The organism is Pseudoalteromonas xiamenensis, assembly GCF_030994125.1.
Taxonomy (GTDB): domain Bacteria; phylum Pseudomonadota; class Gammaproteobacteria; order Enterobacterales; family Alteromonadaceae; genus Pseudoalteromonas; species Pseudoalteromonas xiamenensis_B.
The window spans coordinates 2,165,383-2,181,213 of the sequence record NZ_CP099917.1; the positions used below are offsets into that span (position 1 = coordinate 2,165,383).

Consider the following 15,831-nt stretch of genomic DNA (forward strand, 5'->3'; position numbering starts at 1 on the left):
GAATAAAGCAAAACGCACTACTGTGCGTTTTGTTTATATTCAGTCGAGCTGTTTATTTTTTGCTTGGGCGTTGCCAACCATCTAAGTTGCGCTGCTTTGTGCGCGCTACAGCAAGTTGATTATCATCAACCTTCGCAGTTATCACACTGCCTGCTCCAACCGTTGCCATTGCACCAATTTCAACCGGTGCAACCAACGATGAATTTGAACCGATAAAGGCATTGTCACCAATAATGGTTTTTGATTTGTTTACGCCATCGTAGTTACACGTAATGGTGCCAGCGCCAATGTTTACTTTCTCACCGACGTCTGTGTCACCTAAATACGTTAAATGGTTGGCTTTTGAACCTTTGCCTAGGCGCGTTTTTTTCATTTCAACAAAGTTACCCACGTGCGAATCGTCTTCCATCACCGCACCTGGGCGTAAACGCGCAAATGGTCCCAATGTACATTTAGCGCCGACGATGGCGTCTTCTATCATCGTATTTGCTTTCACAACCGCGCCATCGGCGATTTTACAGTTTTTCAAAACACAATTTGGGCCAATCACCACATTGTTACCCAGTTCCACGTGACCTTCAAAAATCACGTTCACGTCAATGTGTACATCTTCACCCGTCACCACGGTACCACGTACGTCAACGCGCGACGGATCGGCTAATGTAGCACCATTGAGCATCAATGCTTCCGCTTGCCAGACTTGGTAAGCGCGTTCAAGTGCCGCAAGTTGTACGCGATTGTTCGCCCCTTCAACTTCCATCGGGTGCACAGGGTGCGCCGAAGTAATTTCAACACCTTCAGCGTGTGCCATCGCGACGATATCCGTTAAATAGTATTCTCCTTGCGCATTGTTGTTAGACAATTTGCCCAACCACGATTTCAGCAAGCCACCATTAACCGCCATAATCCCAGTGTTGATCTCTTTGATGTTCAACTGCTCTGGCGTCGCATCCTTTTGTTCAACAATCCCAACTAACTTGCCATTTTCACGGATCATTCGACCATAACCCATTGGATTTTCTAACACGACAGTTAACACCGCTAATCCTTGTTTTGGCGTCACATCGAGCAAACGCTGCAATGTATCTTGTTTTGTCAGTGGCACGTCACCGTATAAAATAAGGATTGTTTCATCGTCCGCGAAGTGTTCTTTTGCAACAGACACCGCATGCCCCGTGCCCAACTGCTCCGCCTGCAGTACCCAATTGATTTCATTGTGCGCCAATTGTTCTTTTAACTGATCGCCTCCGTGTCCAAACACCAAATGCGTTTCCCGTGCACCTAGGGCTTTCGCATTATCGATAACGTGTTGCACCATGGGACGACCAGCAACGGGATGAAGTACTTTTGGTAGTTTTGAGCGCATGCGAGTGCCTTTTCCCGCAGCTAAAATCACTGTTGATAGTGTCATGAACACTAAATCCTTATTTTTTATCGCTTTATTAGCACTAAATGATTCTCTTGGTGTTGTCAGACTGGTCGCGCATGGATACTCAAGCGCAACGAAAGTGGAGAATCACAAAATTTGATTGCTATTGTAGCCAGCTAAGATGCTTTTTTTAAGTGAAATGTAAGGCTGTTTTACAGGTGAGGGTTAGTGACACGTGGAATGGGGTCGATTCAATCGCGTTGCGAACAGACAAAGTGACTGGATTGTGGGTGTTCTTAACCAGAACACCCACGTTGCTTACTTAAAATAAGCTTAAAATAGCGTCAACGAGCGCTTGTTCTGCACCAAAATAATTTGTGTTTACGCCGCCATTCGCTTGTTTCAACTCTTGGGTATTCAATGTACGCATTTTACTTGTTCCTAATTAATTGAACATTTCGCCAACTTCTTGACCGCGCCATGAAACACAACCGCCTGCAACGATGCCACCAGTTACTTCTTTTGATTCTTCTGCTGTTAATGAAAATGGATGCATTTTCCTGTCCTTATTTCTGTTTCTCTAAATTATGCCTAGAAAGGCCCTTATTTAAGTGGATGGTCCCGCCAAGTTCCATCCAGCAAAAATTACATTATTTTAAAATCACGCGGGTCGCTGCCATCTTCAGGAATCGCCATCGTTACCATGATAGGACCCCCATTTTCTCTCAGTGCAGATGAAACGAAGCCGTCAGCTACCGAACCACCTGTAACTTGTGAAGATTGTTCTTTTTGCAAAGAAAATGGATGCATGATTGTTTCCTTATTACATTTAGTGATTGAAATGCCATTATTGGCGTATTTAAGGTCGGTCTACTCCGCCAAGAATGCCCGACCTCTCAATTCGTTATTTAAATGCGCACTTTTTTGCGGCGCAAGCACATGACGACAGGATGAAAAAAGTGGACGTCCTGGTCCAAAGCGCGTAATTCCTTCGCTGAAGTCACCATGTTAAGACTCATTACGTTGTCGGGGTTTTTGGTGTCATTATCAGGACAAACAAGTCCACTAAACACGCCCCCTCGAAAATTGATGAAGCCATGTTGGCTTAAAAAAAGAAAGAATCAAATCAAGCGAAAAATAAAATTATCATTACATATCAATATAATAAGTTAAAAACTTATCTGCATATAACGACTATTTACGCGGTAAATATCCTTAGAACAAAACGGAGAAATGAAATGTGCGATTCGCAATAAAACAACGATGAAAATTAAGGTTTGCTGCAAGTGAGTTTGTACAGACCGCAGCAAACAATGTGCAAATTCAGCTATTTTATCTTGCATTAGATTGATCATTTGATGTGATTTCCGACACTGCAGAAGCACAACCTTATTCCCGAAATCACTCTCACGAACATTGTTATGAGGTATTCGTTCACCTGGGTCTTTGACCCCCAACTGAACATGTCTTTTTCATCAATAAATAACGGGTAACAAAGAGTGTCACTTGCCTTTAAGCAACACAACCTAAAGGCAAATATCTGTTTAGACGATGACATCAAATTACACCGTTAGACAAACCAACATATTCATCAAACATGGCTGGACAATAGAAGTTAGCGGCAAACATAACACGCTTATCGACAATCATAGACGACCAAATATGCACACTCGGTTCGTTTATACGAGTGAATGCGGGCGTTTAATTTTAAAGGGTTTTACTTATGTTTATCTCATTCGTGATAGTTTGGAAAGTACGCCATCGGTAGGTGAAAACTCGCCTTTTGTCTAACCCATAAGGTTTTTAGGAGAACATTCCTTGGCCGGATATAGACGTTGCCTTTAGTTACAGAGGAATAAGTTGCTTGATAGGTAGATGAGGAAAAATCAGGATAGATGTGGTGGATTTCAACTTGATGGCTTTAGCATTACATTACAGTGTTGTCGGGAAACGATGAGCCAATCCCCTTTGGCAATTGCTGTCGTGACTACGTGACCATAACAGCCAAGTAGGTAAGTCTAGAGAAGGCTGTCTCCGCCAAGATAAGCCTTCTCCACCGAACGATTACATCGTTAGGTCTAGACGCGGATCATTTCCGTCTTCTGGGATCGCTTGCGTTACCACTACTGGGCCGCCCGCTTCTTTCAGTGACATCGTAATTTCTACATTGCCAGCAAAAACGCCGCCAGTAACTTGTGAAGCTTGGTCATTTTTTAGTGAAAATGGGTGCATGTTTGTTTCCTTATTTCTGATTTCTCTTAAGTGCCAAAGGCAGGTTGTTTTGGGAAGGTTTCTCCGCCAAGATTCACCTTCCCTACGGACGATTACATCGTTAGTTCTAGACGCGGATCGTTACCGTCTTCTGGGATTGCTTGCGTTACTACAACTGGGCCGCCCGCTTCTTTCAGTGACAATGTAATTTCTACACCGCCAGTTTCTTTAAATTCGTATGTGACACAGCCGCCAGCTACAACGCCGCCTGTTACTTGTGATGATTGGTCATTTTTTAATGAAAATGGGTGCATAATAGTCTCCTTATTTCTGATTTCTCAATGGTGCCCTGATGGGCGTGTTAAAGTTGATAGACTCCGCCAAGACTCTTCAACTTTCATTACTTTTAAATTCAAACACGGATTTGACTAACCTAGCATGTGATAAAACATACTTTAATCTTGTGTGCTTGATGTTTGAGTCCACGTCACTCAAACGTACTTCATTGCACTCTTTATTTAGAAGAAATTGCGAAGTACTTCAATCAAGTTGTCGATTTCCGTTTGAGCCGGATGACCACCTGAAATAGATGAAAGTGCTTTATTATCAATAGATAACATAGTAAATCCTTAGTTTTGAGCACCGTGCTCTGCGAATACGACTGTCATACAACCGCCTTCGATGATTCCGCCATTAACTTGTTGCTGTTCTACTTTCGTTAGTGAAAATGGGTGCATTTTGATCTCCTAAATTTGTCTTAAATGCTCTGTATATTTTATTAGAACGGTGGATGATAGGGCTCAGACAATCAATTTTTTGAGCCTATTCATCTCAACCGGTAACACCTATTGTTAACGTGTTTAATGGGTTACGATTAGTAAGGAATACAATCGCCACACACGTAGCCACATGTTTCATTTTGTGACCATGCAACTTTTGGCATGCCGCCGTTAACTTGGTCTGTCAATGAAGGTGACATTGCTTGTTTGTTTAGGTTTTTTACTACTGATTTTTTGATAGTTAATTTCATTTGTTTTTCCTCTTGTGTAAGAACTGTCGTTAATAAATTTTAGTGTGATTGACCTAACATGTAGTCAATCAAATATTCGGTTACAGGGATCCCTGACCCTTGCTCAAATCCCATAAACATCGGCGATGGATTGGCCTCCAAAAAGAAATATTCCCCTTGTTCATTGCGACGCCAATCAATGGCCGTCCAATTCAAAAACAGCGTCTTTGTTATACTAAGAGCCTGTTCTTCTATCTCTTTTGGAGTATCAATTAAAACCAATTCCATCGCCGCATCGTTTCTGAAATCAGCCTGATCACTTTTTAATTCAACTGAAAATACTTTTTGCCCAATCACGTACGTTCGAATATTTGTTCCAGCAATAAATTCCTGCACGGTAATTGGCGATTTTGCCAGCGCACTTGCAACACGTTCTGAAGCTAAGTGCGCTTCGGTTAGTATTTCCGTATGGGCACCACCGTATACTGGTTTGAAGATGCTACGCGGTAACATTTCAAAAGCTTGGCGAATATCCTCTAAGCTGTTACCTACGTAGGTCTTTGGGATCTTTACTCCGAGCTGACCGACCTTAAGTAATTGAAAAGGCTTTTCTTTATGGTGCTGAAAGGCTGTCCAGCTATTCACCCATTTAGTGCCAGTATCTAAATGAAACCATGTACGCAGACACGCTAAACTGTCTTGTGCTGCAATACTGTCTTCGGACATAAAATTGCTTCGAGTAGCCTCATCACTGACTCCTGAAAAATTGCGCCAAAATACGGCTTGAATTTCGCTTAATTCAAGCGTTTTGCCTTCCGGTAATGTCAACCGACCGGTACCATCATTTGGGCAAATACTCAGCTGCGCCTTTTTCGGAAAATCGTAGGTTTGCAACAAATACGCTTCAACGCCACGTAGTTTGAGTTGTTCTAACATATGCATTGCATGCGGATCTTGATGTTGCCCCATAACGATTACTGCCATGACTTACTCCTCGCCGATTAATGGATGTGATGAACATCTAAATGGTCAAAATTGCTGTCACTAGTATTGAACAGATGGCAATCTGCTGAAGCACTGTCCATCAATAGTGTGTCAATACTGTCCACGGCCATTTGTTTATCTAAAAATCGTGCTAGTTCGTACTCTGAATAAAAGAATTTTTTGTTCGCCATATTTAAAGCCTTATTTCCTGTCCGACGTTTCTCATCTGAGCACGTAAGGACGTTTAATGATTAACCAATGTCGGGTCCAATTTCATTTTTAGGTGTTAGTTTATTGCCAAGTTTCTTCACTCGACGGAAACCATCATGACGAACATTTTTATATTTTTCAAACCACAGAAAAAACGTATTTATACTTAATATTCAACAAGATAAGTTTAAATATTATCTTTGTATAAGTGCTAATTATTGGCTAAATATGGTTGTTTAAGCGTCAGTCTTGATTTTACTTTTATGCACTAAACACAAGAATCTATCCGCGTATTACCTAGCAGATAACGCTGATGATTAAACGTTTGGTTGAGATGGTTTTGAAGAGCATAATCACGCGTTAAGATAGACGCGTTTTTGAGTTTGGGTACAGTTTCGAGACAGGAGAAGCCAACATAGTGTGGTTGATTTAACTTTGTTGCTTAAACCAGATAAAAACAAAGAAATAATGTTTGTCTCAGATACGATGGATTTAATGTGGCTTGTTTAACACGCTGGTCTAGTAAAAAAATATTCGGTTGTTCACCATCCGTCAGCTTGACTTATCCGTAAGTCGATAGACTAAAACGAAGTCAATCTGGTCGAATCGCTCTACACCGTTTTTTATTAAGATCACAGTTGACGAGCTTGCAGGGTTAAAACGATGGGTCCAACGTCCGTAGTACGACATGCACATCACTTTCCATTCCAACGACAACGTATTCGCCAGTCGAGTTCCGAAACATTATTGATATACCAGCCCTTTCGTTTCGAACTTTCGTCCATAACTTTTTGGTTGGAGGAACGACACTCTCTTTGATGTAAATAGGTTTTCATACGTATCTCGAACACTTGGAATTCTGAGTGTTCAAAGTCAATCACACGTATGGCGTAGACGCTGTTGGCATCAACTACGACAGAACATCAACTGAGACAATCGCTCAATGTTTCATTGGTAATGTGTGTGGCGATAATAAAGTGGAGAGAGAAGTCGTATGCTATCGGAATTGAAAAGACAGCGACTTCATTTAGGCAATAAAAAAGGGAAGTGCCTGTTTCTACTTCCCTTTTTCAAAAAGAAATTACGGTGTGAAGCGCGTAATTTCAGTACAGAGTCGGACTCTGGTTTCGGTTCGACAACTAACCAACTGCTTTTGCGGTCTTAGAATAATGCAAAGCTACTTAAACTGTTGACGATATCTTCGATACTCTGTGGTAAACCGCCATTTACGGCTACTACATCATTAACACTAAGTTGTTTCATTAAATCACCTATTCAAAATAATTTATTTGTTGTTCGTAAAGTCGCTATGTATCCCGTCTTCAAACGTAAACTTTTGAGCAAAACTTACATTCAATTTGTTTGTGACCACTTCTAGGATAAACGGTATAACCGCCGTAGTAGTCACCAAGAGATGCTCTGAACTTCACTTTTATCGATAAAAGACAGGGCCAATCTTTACTTTAAAGGTCGCATTCAATTTTTGAATAGTCTTCTTTAATTGGATTTAAGCTTCCGCCAATGACTGATTTCAATTGTTCAACTGTGAGTGTCATTTCTCGCTCCTTTTCTGACGATATTAAACTGGCAATTTCATTGCTTGCTCATGTGTGAATCGATCGCCGCCGCCACAGCCACATTCAACGCCACATGAGGAGATCACGCCACCGGCAACCGCGGGTGTCGCCGCAAATGGTAGTGATTTACTTACGCTCAGGTTTTTTATTTTCTTAACTGTTACTTTCATTTTAGAAACTCCTTTCAAACAAAGAGAGGCACAAAACTAAGTGTGGTTTAAATGCCCAAACAAACCCGTGGATTAAAATTCAACCAGCGTTCTATCGATAGTTTCTCCACAAAAGTGGACTGTTGGAGGGCAGCCACCTGCAACTTGAATTAACGTAGCGTCACAGTGAAGTTCTTTAAGTTTGATTTTCTTAATTTTCATAAATATTCCTACGAATTTTGATTAGTTAGCAAACTCAGGGATTGTTCTGTCAAAATCACATCCATGGATAGTAGGAGGACACCCACCTGCTACTTTGCCTAATACAGAATCATTGTTCAGTTCTTTTAGATTTAGTTTCTTAAGTTTCATCTTGTTTTCCTTATGAATTAGAATGCGATTTGTTCTATCGTTTTTTGGCTATGGCAACCGCGATACATTGTTGGATCGGTGTGTGTACCACCCGCAACTTTTTCCGTTAATGAATCAGAGAATTGCTTACCAGATAAACCCTTCATTACTTTTTTATTTAACTTAATCATTTAATGACCTTTTATTTTTTAATTAGATCGATCAAGTGTGGAGGTAGACAGCCACCTTCAGAACGGCCACCATGAACTAAACTTACATTTTCAATATTCAACATAAAAACCTCTTTATATAAAATTAAAGCGCTGCCAGTGTGCAGACACTTTGGCATGAATTTTCAATAATATCGTTTGGTCTAGCTACACCAGCCCCAACGACTTTTGATGCCTCATTGTTCGATAAATTTTTAATCGATTTTTTGCTAACTTTTAACTTCATCGTTATCTCCAACTACATTACACATCGTGTACAAAACACATCGTACAGCCAGAAAATTAGCAACAATTCCTCGATGAGTCAAAAACACAAAAAACCAAAAATACCTTTTTAAATCAATGCGAAATAGTAAAAAGTGATTAATACATATCGCAATAGTAACAATAGAAAATTTTTCATTTTCCATTTCCCTGTACTGAACTTACTGATTGATAAGTCAAGTTGGGGTGCGGCGCTCACTTCTATAAGAGGCTGAGCACCAGTAATCAAAAAAAGGATTATAGAAAACCGCTTTTAATCGAACCGACACCTCAAAAGAAGAAAGAATAAATATAAAAAACACATCTACACCGACAGATAAACAGATAAACAGATAAACAGATAAACAGATAAACAGATAAACAGATAAACAGATAAACAGATAAACAGATAAACAGATAAACAGATAAACAGATAAACAGATAAACAGATAAACAGATAAACAGATAAACAGATAAACAGATAAACAGACAAACAGACAAACAGACAAACAGACAAACAGACAAACAGACAAACAGACAAACAGACAAACAGACAAACAGACAAACAGACAAATTTACAGGCATAAAAAAAGGAGTGATATCACTCCTTATTCATCAAAATCTCGCTTATCTTTCCGCCAAAAGAGAAGAGAGAATTAGTCCCATTGATATGTGACTTCTAGTGACTCGTTACCTTTGGTGTATTTCACCGTAAAAGAACCAGCACCGTTTACTGCTTGAATGTCGTATTGAGTTAACGTTTTCATTGTTTGTCCCCTTACCATTGATATGTGATTTCTAGTGACTCGTCACCTTTCGTGTATTTCACCGAAAATGAGCCTGCGCCGTTTACTGCTTGAATATCGTATTGAGTTAACGTTTTCATTGTTTGTCCCCTTACCATTGATATGTGATTTCTAGTGACTCGTCGCCTTTCGTGTATTTCACCGAAAATGAGCCTGCGCCGTTTACTGCTTGAATATCGTATTGAGTTAACGTTTTCATTGTTTGTCCCCTTACCATTGATATGTGATTTCTAGTGACTCGTCACCTTTCGTGTATTTCACCGAAAATGAGCCTGCGCCGTTTACTGCTTGAATGTCGTATTGAGTTAACGTTTTCATTGTCTGTCCCCTTACCATTGATATGTGATTTCTAGTGACTCGTCGCCTTTCGTGTATTTCACCGAAAATGAGCCTGCACCGTTTACTGCTTGAATGTCGTATTGAGTTAACGTTTTCATCGATTTCTCCTATTTTTATCTACTTGAGACTCAGTCCCATTGGTATTTGATTTCTAGTGATTCATTACCTTTGGTGTATTTCACTGTAATTGATCCAGCACCATTTACGGCTTGAATGTCGTTTTGAGTTAACGTTTTCATTGATTTCTCCTATTTTTATCTACTTGAGACTTAGTCCCATTGGTATTTGATTTCTAGTGACTCATTACCTTTGGTGTATTTCACTGTAATTGATCCAGCACCATTTACGGCTTGAATGTCGTTTTGAGTTAACGTTTTCATTGATTTCTCCTATTTTTATCTACTTGAGACTTAGTCCCATTGGTATTTGATTTCTAGTGATTCATTACCTTTGGTGTATTTCACTGTAATTGAACCAGCACCATTTACGGCTTGAATGTCGTTTTGAGTTAATTGTTTCATTTTTTGACCTTACAACTTAGAAACTGATTTGAAATCCAACACCGATAGAACCTGTATCTGCGTTGTATTCCACATAGTAATTAACGCCACCAAAAACATGGCCAAGTAGATTTTTATTAATTTCGTTCATCATAAAACCTTATATTAGAAGCTAATCTTGAAACCGACACCAATTGTCCGGTTATCCGCGTTGTACTCGATGTAATAATCAACACCGCCAGAAATCTCACTTAACATAACACCATTAATATCTTTCATAACCACTCCAAATTAAAATCTAATTTTAAAACCAACACCAATTGTTTTATTATCTGCGTTGTATTCGATGTAATAATCAACACCACCAGCAACCAACGCAACACTTGAGCTATTTAATTCAACCATTTAAAACTCCAAATCAAAATCTAATTTTAAAACCAACACCAATTGTTTTATTATCTGCATTGTATTCGATGTAATAATCAACACCACCAGCAACCAACGCAACACTTGAGCTATTCAATTCAACCATTTAAAACCCCCAAATTAAAATCTAACAGTAATACCAAAACCAACCGAACCAGTATCAGCATTATATTCCAAATAATAACCAATGCCGCCATTCACTTCTTTTACACTTTCTAAACTTAATAAATTCATTTTTAAACCTTATTCGCAAAATTGATGTTCAATGATGTCGCAGCTGTTACCTATTGGACTTTGTCCACCTGCAACTCTTTCTTTAAAAACCAGCTCTATCATGGCAATCACCTAAAGAATTTTCTCAAATTCAGCAAACTCTTCACCGCAGTATTCGCAATAACTTCCACCAAAAACGTCTTTCAAATTAAGTAACTCTTTCATAAAACCCTCTTTTCAAACACTAATTAATTAAAGAAGTCTCGAGGATCGCAAGGGTCATCATATTCACGCCCAGCTCCACCAAATACATCATTAATTTCAAAGTCATTTAATAAATACATTTTAAATACCTCTCTATCGCGTATACTCTTCAATATCTGGACACATAGGCACATCATCACCAGATTCACCACCAGACACTTTTTTAAGACTATGTAACGTTAATGCTTTCATAACAAACCTTCCATATTAAGAAATTAAAACAAAATAAAATAGACAGAAAATTAAGATAACAGCAAATTACCGAACAAATTTAAAACTGCCTATTTTAGTATTATCTAGTTTGGAAGCTGATTCCAAAGCTTGGTTTGGTCAAGTTTTGGATCGTAGTTCTGACCACCAGAAACTAGATTTAATGCTGTTAATTCTTTCATGATTTTTCCTTTTAAAAATTAGAAACTTAAAAACCAGAAAAGAAAGCTTAATTAAAAATATAAAGGAGACTTTATCTCGCAACCTTATTACACTTTTTGATTTAAGCTTATCTCCGCCAAGATTTAAGCTTAAATTTAAATTAACACACAAAATTAAAATGTCAACAAATTATATTGTTAATTTTTACATTATATAAATACAAAAATTACACCATTAAAAAATCACCACTAAAACTAGTGTTTTTACAAAACTCTTTTTTAATACATAATCTAGGTTTTATCTTATTGGATATTCGCCCGTCTAAATTAGGCCTATCGACATCGATTGCATCACCATACCGAAGTTCTACAACTCTATCTGCACTGGCAATCGTCTCGGGCCGATGAGCGATGATAATTCGAGTGATATCAAGCCGTTTAACCGCCTCATTTACTGAGCTTTCCAATCGTGTATCCAGATTACTCGTTGCTTCATCCATGAACAAAATCTTCGGTTTTCGATATAAGGCTCGAGCAAGCAGTAATCGTTGTATTTGCCCGCCTGACAGTGCAGCCCCCATATCACCTACAAGCGAGTTGTAACCCATGGTCATTTTGGCAATGTCGTTGTCAATTGCCGCAATTTTTGCAGCCCATCGAACCCGCTCCATGTCCATATTAGGGTCAAAGAAGCAGATATTATCCGCGATGGAACCTGAGAGTAGTTGGTCATCTTGCATGACTGCAGCTATCTGTCCTCGGTAATGTCCGAGCCCTATTTGTCGGATATCCACACCATCTACAAGTACCTTTCCTGAGTCTGGTTCAAATAAACCCAGCATTATCTTTGCCAGCGTCGTCTTGCCACAGCCGGAAGGTCCGATAATGGCAATAGACTCTCCTGCTTTTATTTTTAAATTCAAATTTCGAAATACTGGGTCTTCTTTTTTATTGTATCGATACTGAATATTCTGCAATTCAATTTCACCGGACAGTTCTCGACTCTTTACTTTGCTCTCAATATCACTTTCTTTGTCAGAGAGCGAAATATCGGCAAGTCGATTAAAGTGCAAACTAAGCATTTTAAATTCGATCATTTTCTCAATAAGGCTTGCCATCTTTTCTATAAACTGTCGCTTGTACGCCATAAAAGCGAAAAGCATCCCAACGGTCAGATCCCCACTCATCACTAAAAGTGCAGCAAAATAAACCACCAACACGTTTTCTAAACCAAAGATCATTTTATTAAATGCTTCGTAGCCAATATTTAGATGTCCGACTCGGATCCCTGCGTTTAGGCTGTCTGCAAATTTGTTGTGCCAAACACTTTGTCGCTGTACTTCTCTCCCGAACAACTTGATTGTTTGAATACCGCGTACGGTTTCCATAAAGTTAGATTGCTCTTTCGCTTGATTGACTATCACTTCTTCCGACATTTGACGAAGTGGTCGATACATGGCAATGCGAAACACGGCATAAATAGCGGTAGCAATAAGTACAACGACACTTAATTTAGGACTATAAATAAAGATCATCACAAGCGTTGCAATAGCCATCACACCATCAATTAACGCTTGGATCACACCGGTTGTAAGTAGTTCTTTCACCTTTTGCAAAGAGCCAAAACGTGAAACCACGTCACCAATGTGACGTTTTTCAAAATATTGAAGCGGCAGTCGCACTAAATGATGGAATAAGTTTGCACCTAGTTGAATACTCATCAGGTTACCAAAATGCAGCAACAGAATACTACGTACGGCCCCGGTCACCATTTCAATCATTAACAGCAGCCCAAATCCAAGTGCTAAGATGGCCAACAAATTCTGGTCGTAACTTAGTACCACTTCATCAACTACCAACTGCATATAGTAAGGACTTGCTATCGCAAAAACCTGCAACAATAGAGAAAGTAAAAACACTTTGCCCAAGGTTGATTTTAGGCCTGTAACCTTACTCCAAAAGTCAGATAGCTTTAAATTGACTCGGGTATCTTCCGATTTAAACTCTTCCGTTGGATTGAGCTCCAATGCAACACCCGTAAAGTGCTTCGAAAACTCTGCCATGGTGTATTTACGGTAACCAAGGCCAGGATCATGAACTTCAACCGAGTCTCTATTCACTTTTTTAAGTACCACAAAGTGGTTCATATCCCAGTGCAAAATACAGGGCGTTTTCAACTGAGGAAGATGTTCCATTTCGAGTCTTAACGCTCGAGAACTCAACTTCAGCTTGTCTGCAATTTGCATCAGCTCTTCTAGGTTAGCGCCTTTGAGTGAGATTTCATGCGCTTGACGCAGCGTAGTAAGATCCGTCTGGTAGCCATGATATGCGGCAACCATAGCTAAACTGGCTAACCCACATTCAGCCGCTTCGGTTTGAATGATCACTGGCAAACGTTTTTTGCCACTGAATTTAAGCAAGTGCATTGGGTTTTCCATCATATGGCTCCTTTCATGCTGTAAAATGGTTCAAATAACCACTCAAAAAGTGTGCGACTATCAACCATAATGTCGGCTTCTAATAGCATTCCTGCTTGCAATGGCACTGATGCGCCATAGGCTTTCGCACTTTGTGAATCTAGTTTCACAATGACTTGGTATACAGGCTCTTGCAGACGCACAGGCACGGTCGCCTCTGTTGGAAGGAGAATGGATTTAGACACTTTTACAATTTCCCCTTCATAGATCCCAAAACGTTGATATGGAAACGCTTGATAACGGATCCGTGTAGATTGGCCAGTTTGCACAAATCCATAAGCACGCGTAGGAACAAACAGCACCGCTTCTAAATCCGAGTCTGCTGGGAGAATCGTCATCACTGGTGTCGAGGGCTGAACGACCATGCCAGGCTTTATTTGCAAATTAGAGACGATGCCATCTCGCAGGCTCCGCACTTCAAAGCTTTGTTGTGCGACAGCTTGTGCCAATTGTTGATTAATGTTTGCCAACTGCGACTGCAACTGCGATAACGCTTCCTCTTCTTGGATAGGCATTTGAGTATTTTCAAACTCGAGTTGGCTGACTTGCTCTTCTAAGCTAAAGATACGACTTTGTAATTCCTGCTTTTGCTGCTGCAATGCCAACAAATTATCCGTTAGACTTTGATAATCGGTCTGTGAAACAAAGTTTTGCTTCATTAGAACGGTTACGTCTTCTACTCGTTTCTTACTTAATAATTCACGTTCAGAGAGTAATTGGTGTTGCTTTCTCGTTTGCTCTAACTGCAACTTCGCTGAGGCGATTTGTGAGACAAGTTTGTCTTTATTTACGGAAAACAATTGCTTTTGATTGACTAAATTGACTTCGAGTAACTGTTTTTGTTTTCCTAGCTCTTCGCTAATAAACACATTCATGTCTAATCCGGTATTGAGCAAACGTTCCATCCGCACCCGCGCAAGAAGCTGGCCCTTACGAACATGCTGGCCTTCTTCAACGAGCAGCTCATCAATGGTGCCCATATTAATCGGATAAACTTTGCTCAACCCTTGAGAAGGTTGTAGGTAACCTGCAACCACTTCTTTACGATGATATTCACCCAAGAATAGATAACTGCAGGCAATCACCACAATGGCCACAATGAGTGCCAATATCCAATTGAACGACATGTGTGTCGCGATAGTCACTTCACCATCTAACTTTTGTCCTTGATGTTGGATGGCTTCTTTACGAAATAAATCAGACATTACAACACCATTGATTCAGGTAGAGGGTTGCTGCTGTATACACACCAGTTGTCATCCGATTTAACCAAAGTATGGATATTGCTCGAACGCTTTGTACGAGTTTCTCCTTCAATCGTGGCTTCAAACACTAATTGATCACGCACAATAAGAAGCTCGTCTTGTTTTGCAAGTAACGAGACATCCATCAATTTCAATTCAAAGCTGAATTGTTTTCGCATCGCCTCAAATTGCTGCTTGTTCGTTTCGCCAAGTGGCGAATTGGGAAAATAAAAAGCATCAAGATCAGCGAGGTCGCCACGACTTATTACTGAATAGTAGTTGTCAAAATATTCTCTCAACGTCATTGCCATCTTAGTCACCTTGCCTCACGCCTTCTTATCGTTGTTAAAACTTGTCCGTTGTATCGAACGTCTTGTTGGTATATTGGCGAAACGAGCAACGAAAATCAAAACCTGAAAAAAATGATTTTTTCTTTTATTTTCTTACAGTTAAGATTAAATATTATCTTGAGATATTGACAATCTTTGCTTTAATTAGAAGCTTTAAAGGAGTGAAAACCGAAATTGATAATCCTCTCGAGGCAAATTATTATTTCACTGAGTGAAAGAGTTCAAATTGAGCGGTGCGGTCACCCTACAACTCAGTTTCGATATGGTGAAATGGATGTGCCTTCAGTGAGTAAAGGGGCAATGCGAAGAACGAACCGATGTCCTACTGCAGAACATACATTGGATGTGATGTTTATGGTTCACGCTCTCCATCAAGTTCTATCGTTCAATAGTTCATGCCGAACCCGATAAATATCCTCTTGCTCCATTAAATGAAGATCAAAAGGCGGGGGCACTTCTTGATTTATGCTGGCAAGACGAAATACAAAGGGACTTTTGGGCAGTAACG

The 15,831-nt window shown here is 39.8% G+C and carries 15 protein-coding genes; all 15 read right to left on the bottom strand.

What is annotated here, in order from left to right:
• Positions 1–52: 52 nt before the first annotated feature.
• The 15 genes from glmU to NI389_RS10120 all read right to left on the bottom strand — a co-directional run bounded on the left by glmU (position 53) and on the right by NI389_RS10120 (position 15,284).
• Positions 53–1,411 carry a bifunctional UDP-N-acetylglucosamine diphosphorylase/glucosamine-1-phosphate N-acetyltransferase GlmU gene (gene glmU / locus NI389_RS10050; RefSeq protein ID WP_308359704.1) on the bottom strand — a complete coding sequence of 453 codons (1,359 nt, stop codon included), beginning with the start codon at positions 1,409–1,411 and terminating at the stop codon, positions 53–55.
• 603 nt (positions 1,412–2,014) lie between these two features.
• Entirely contained in the window at positions 2,015–2,179 is a 165-nt protein-coding gene (locus NI389_RS10055; protein ID WP_208841925.1) for a hypothetical protein, read from the bottom strand.
• A gap of 1,254 nt (positions 2,180–3,433) precedes the next feature.
• Positions 3,434–3,601 (bottom strand): hypothetical protein, encoded by a 168-nt coding sequence (locus NI389_RS10060; RefSeq protein ID WP_308359707.1) that lies wholly within the window; start codon positions 3,599–3,601, stop codon positions 3,434–3,436.
• Positions 3,602–3,693: 92 nt separating this feature from the next.
• Positions 3,694–3,894 (bottom strand): hypothetical protein, encoded by a 201-nt coding sequence (locus NI389_RS10065; RefSeq protein WP_208841927.1) that lies wholly within the window; start codon positions 3,892–3,894, stop codon positions 3,694–3,696.
• A 560-nt stretch (positions 3,895–4,454) separates the two neighbouring features.
• Positions 4,455–4,610: a hypothetical protein gene (locus NI389_RS10070; protein WP_208841929.1), complete on the bottom strand. Its 156-nt coding sequence runs from the start codon at positions 4,608–4,610 to the stop codon at positions 4,455–4,457.
• 39 nt (positions 4,611–4,649) lie between these two features.
• The gene (locus NI389_RS10075; protein WP_308359709.1) at positions 4,650–5,573 is read right to left on the bottom strand and encodes an ATP-grasp domain-containing protein; all 924 of its coding nucleotides are present in this window, start codon (positions 5,571–5,573) and stop codon (positions 4,650–4,652) included.
• Positions 5,574–5,590: 17 nt separating this feature from the next.
• On the bottom strand, positions 5,591–5,764 hold the full coding sequence (locus NI389_RS10080) for a hypothetical protein (RefSeq protein ID WP_308359711.1): 174 nt from the start codon (positions 5,762–5,764) through the stop codon (positions 5,591–5,593).
• A 1,598-nt stretch (positions 5,765–7,362) separates the two neighbouring features.
• Positions 7,363–7,530, bottom strand: coding sequence for a hypothetical protein (locus NI389_RS10085; protein WP_308359713.1), 168 nt, complete (start codon positions 7,528–7,530; stop codon positions 7,363–7,365).
• Positions 7,531–7,602: 72 nt separating this feature from the next.
• On the bottom strand, positions 7,603–7,731 hold the full coding sequence (locus NI389_RS10090) for a hypothetical protein (protein ID WP_308359715.1): 129 nt from the start codon (positions 7,729–7,731) through the stop codon (positions 7,603–7,605).
• A gap of 21 nt (positions 7,732–7,752) precedes the next feature.
• Positions 7,753–7,881 (bottom strand): hypothetical protein, encoded by a 129-nt coding sequence (locus NI389_RS10095; protein WP_280117639.1) that lies wholly within the window; start codon positions 7,879–7,881, stop codon positions 7,753–7,755.
• Between the two features lie 17 nt (positions 7,882–7,898).
• Positions 7,899–8,051, bottom strand: a complete 153-nt coding sequence (locus tag NI389_RS10100) for a hypothetical protein (RefSeq protein ID WP_208841934.1) — start codon at positions 8,049–8,051, stop codon at positions 7,899–7,901.
• A 124-nt stretch (positions 8,052–8,175) separates the two neighbouring features.
• Positions 8,176–8,316 carry a hypothetical protein gene (locus NI389_RS10105; protein WP_308359718.1) on the bottom strand — a complete coding sequence of 47 codons (141 nt, stop codon included), beginning with the start codon at positions 8,314–8,316 and terminating at the stop codon, positions 8,176–8,178.
• Between the two features lie 3,163 nt (positions 8,317–11,479).
• Entirely contained in the window at positions 11,480–13,690 is a 2,211-nt protein-coding gene (locus NI389_RS10110; protein WP_308362540.1) for a peptidase domain-containing ABC transporter, read from the bottom strand.
• Positions 13,690–14,934 carry an HlyD family secretion protein gene (locus NI389_RS10115; RefSeq protein WP_308359720.1) on the bottom strand — a complete coding sequence of 415 codons (1,245 nt, stop codon included), beginning with the start codon at positions 14,932–14,934 and terminating at the stop codon, positions 13,690–13,692. The genes NI389_RS10110 and NI389_RS10115 overlap by 1 nt, the downstream gene beginning before the upstream one ends.
• Positions 14,934–15,284 (bottom strand): hypothetical protein, encoded by a 351-nt coding sequence (locus tag NI389_RS10120; RefSeq protein ID WP_308359722.1) that lies wholly within the window; start codon positions 15,282–15,284, stop codon positions 14,934–14,936. The genes NI389_RS10115 and NI389_RS10120 overlap by 1 nt, the downstream gene beginning before the upstream one ends.
• Between the last annotated feature and the right edge of the window lie 547 nt (positions 15,285–15,831).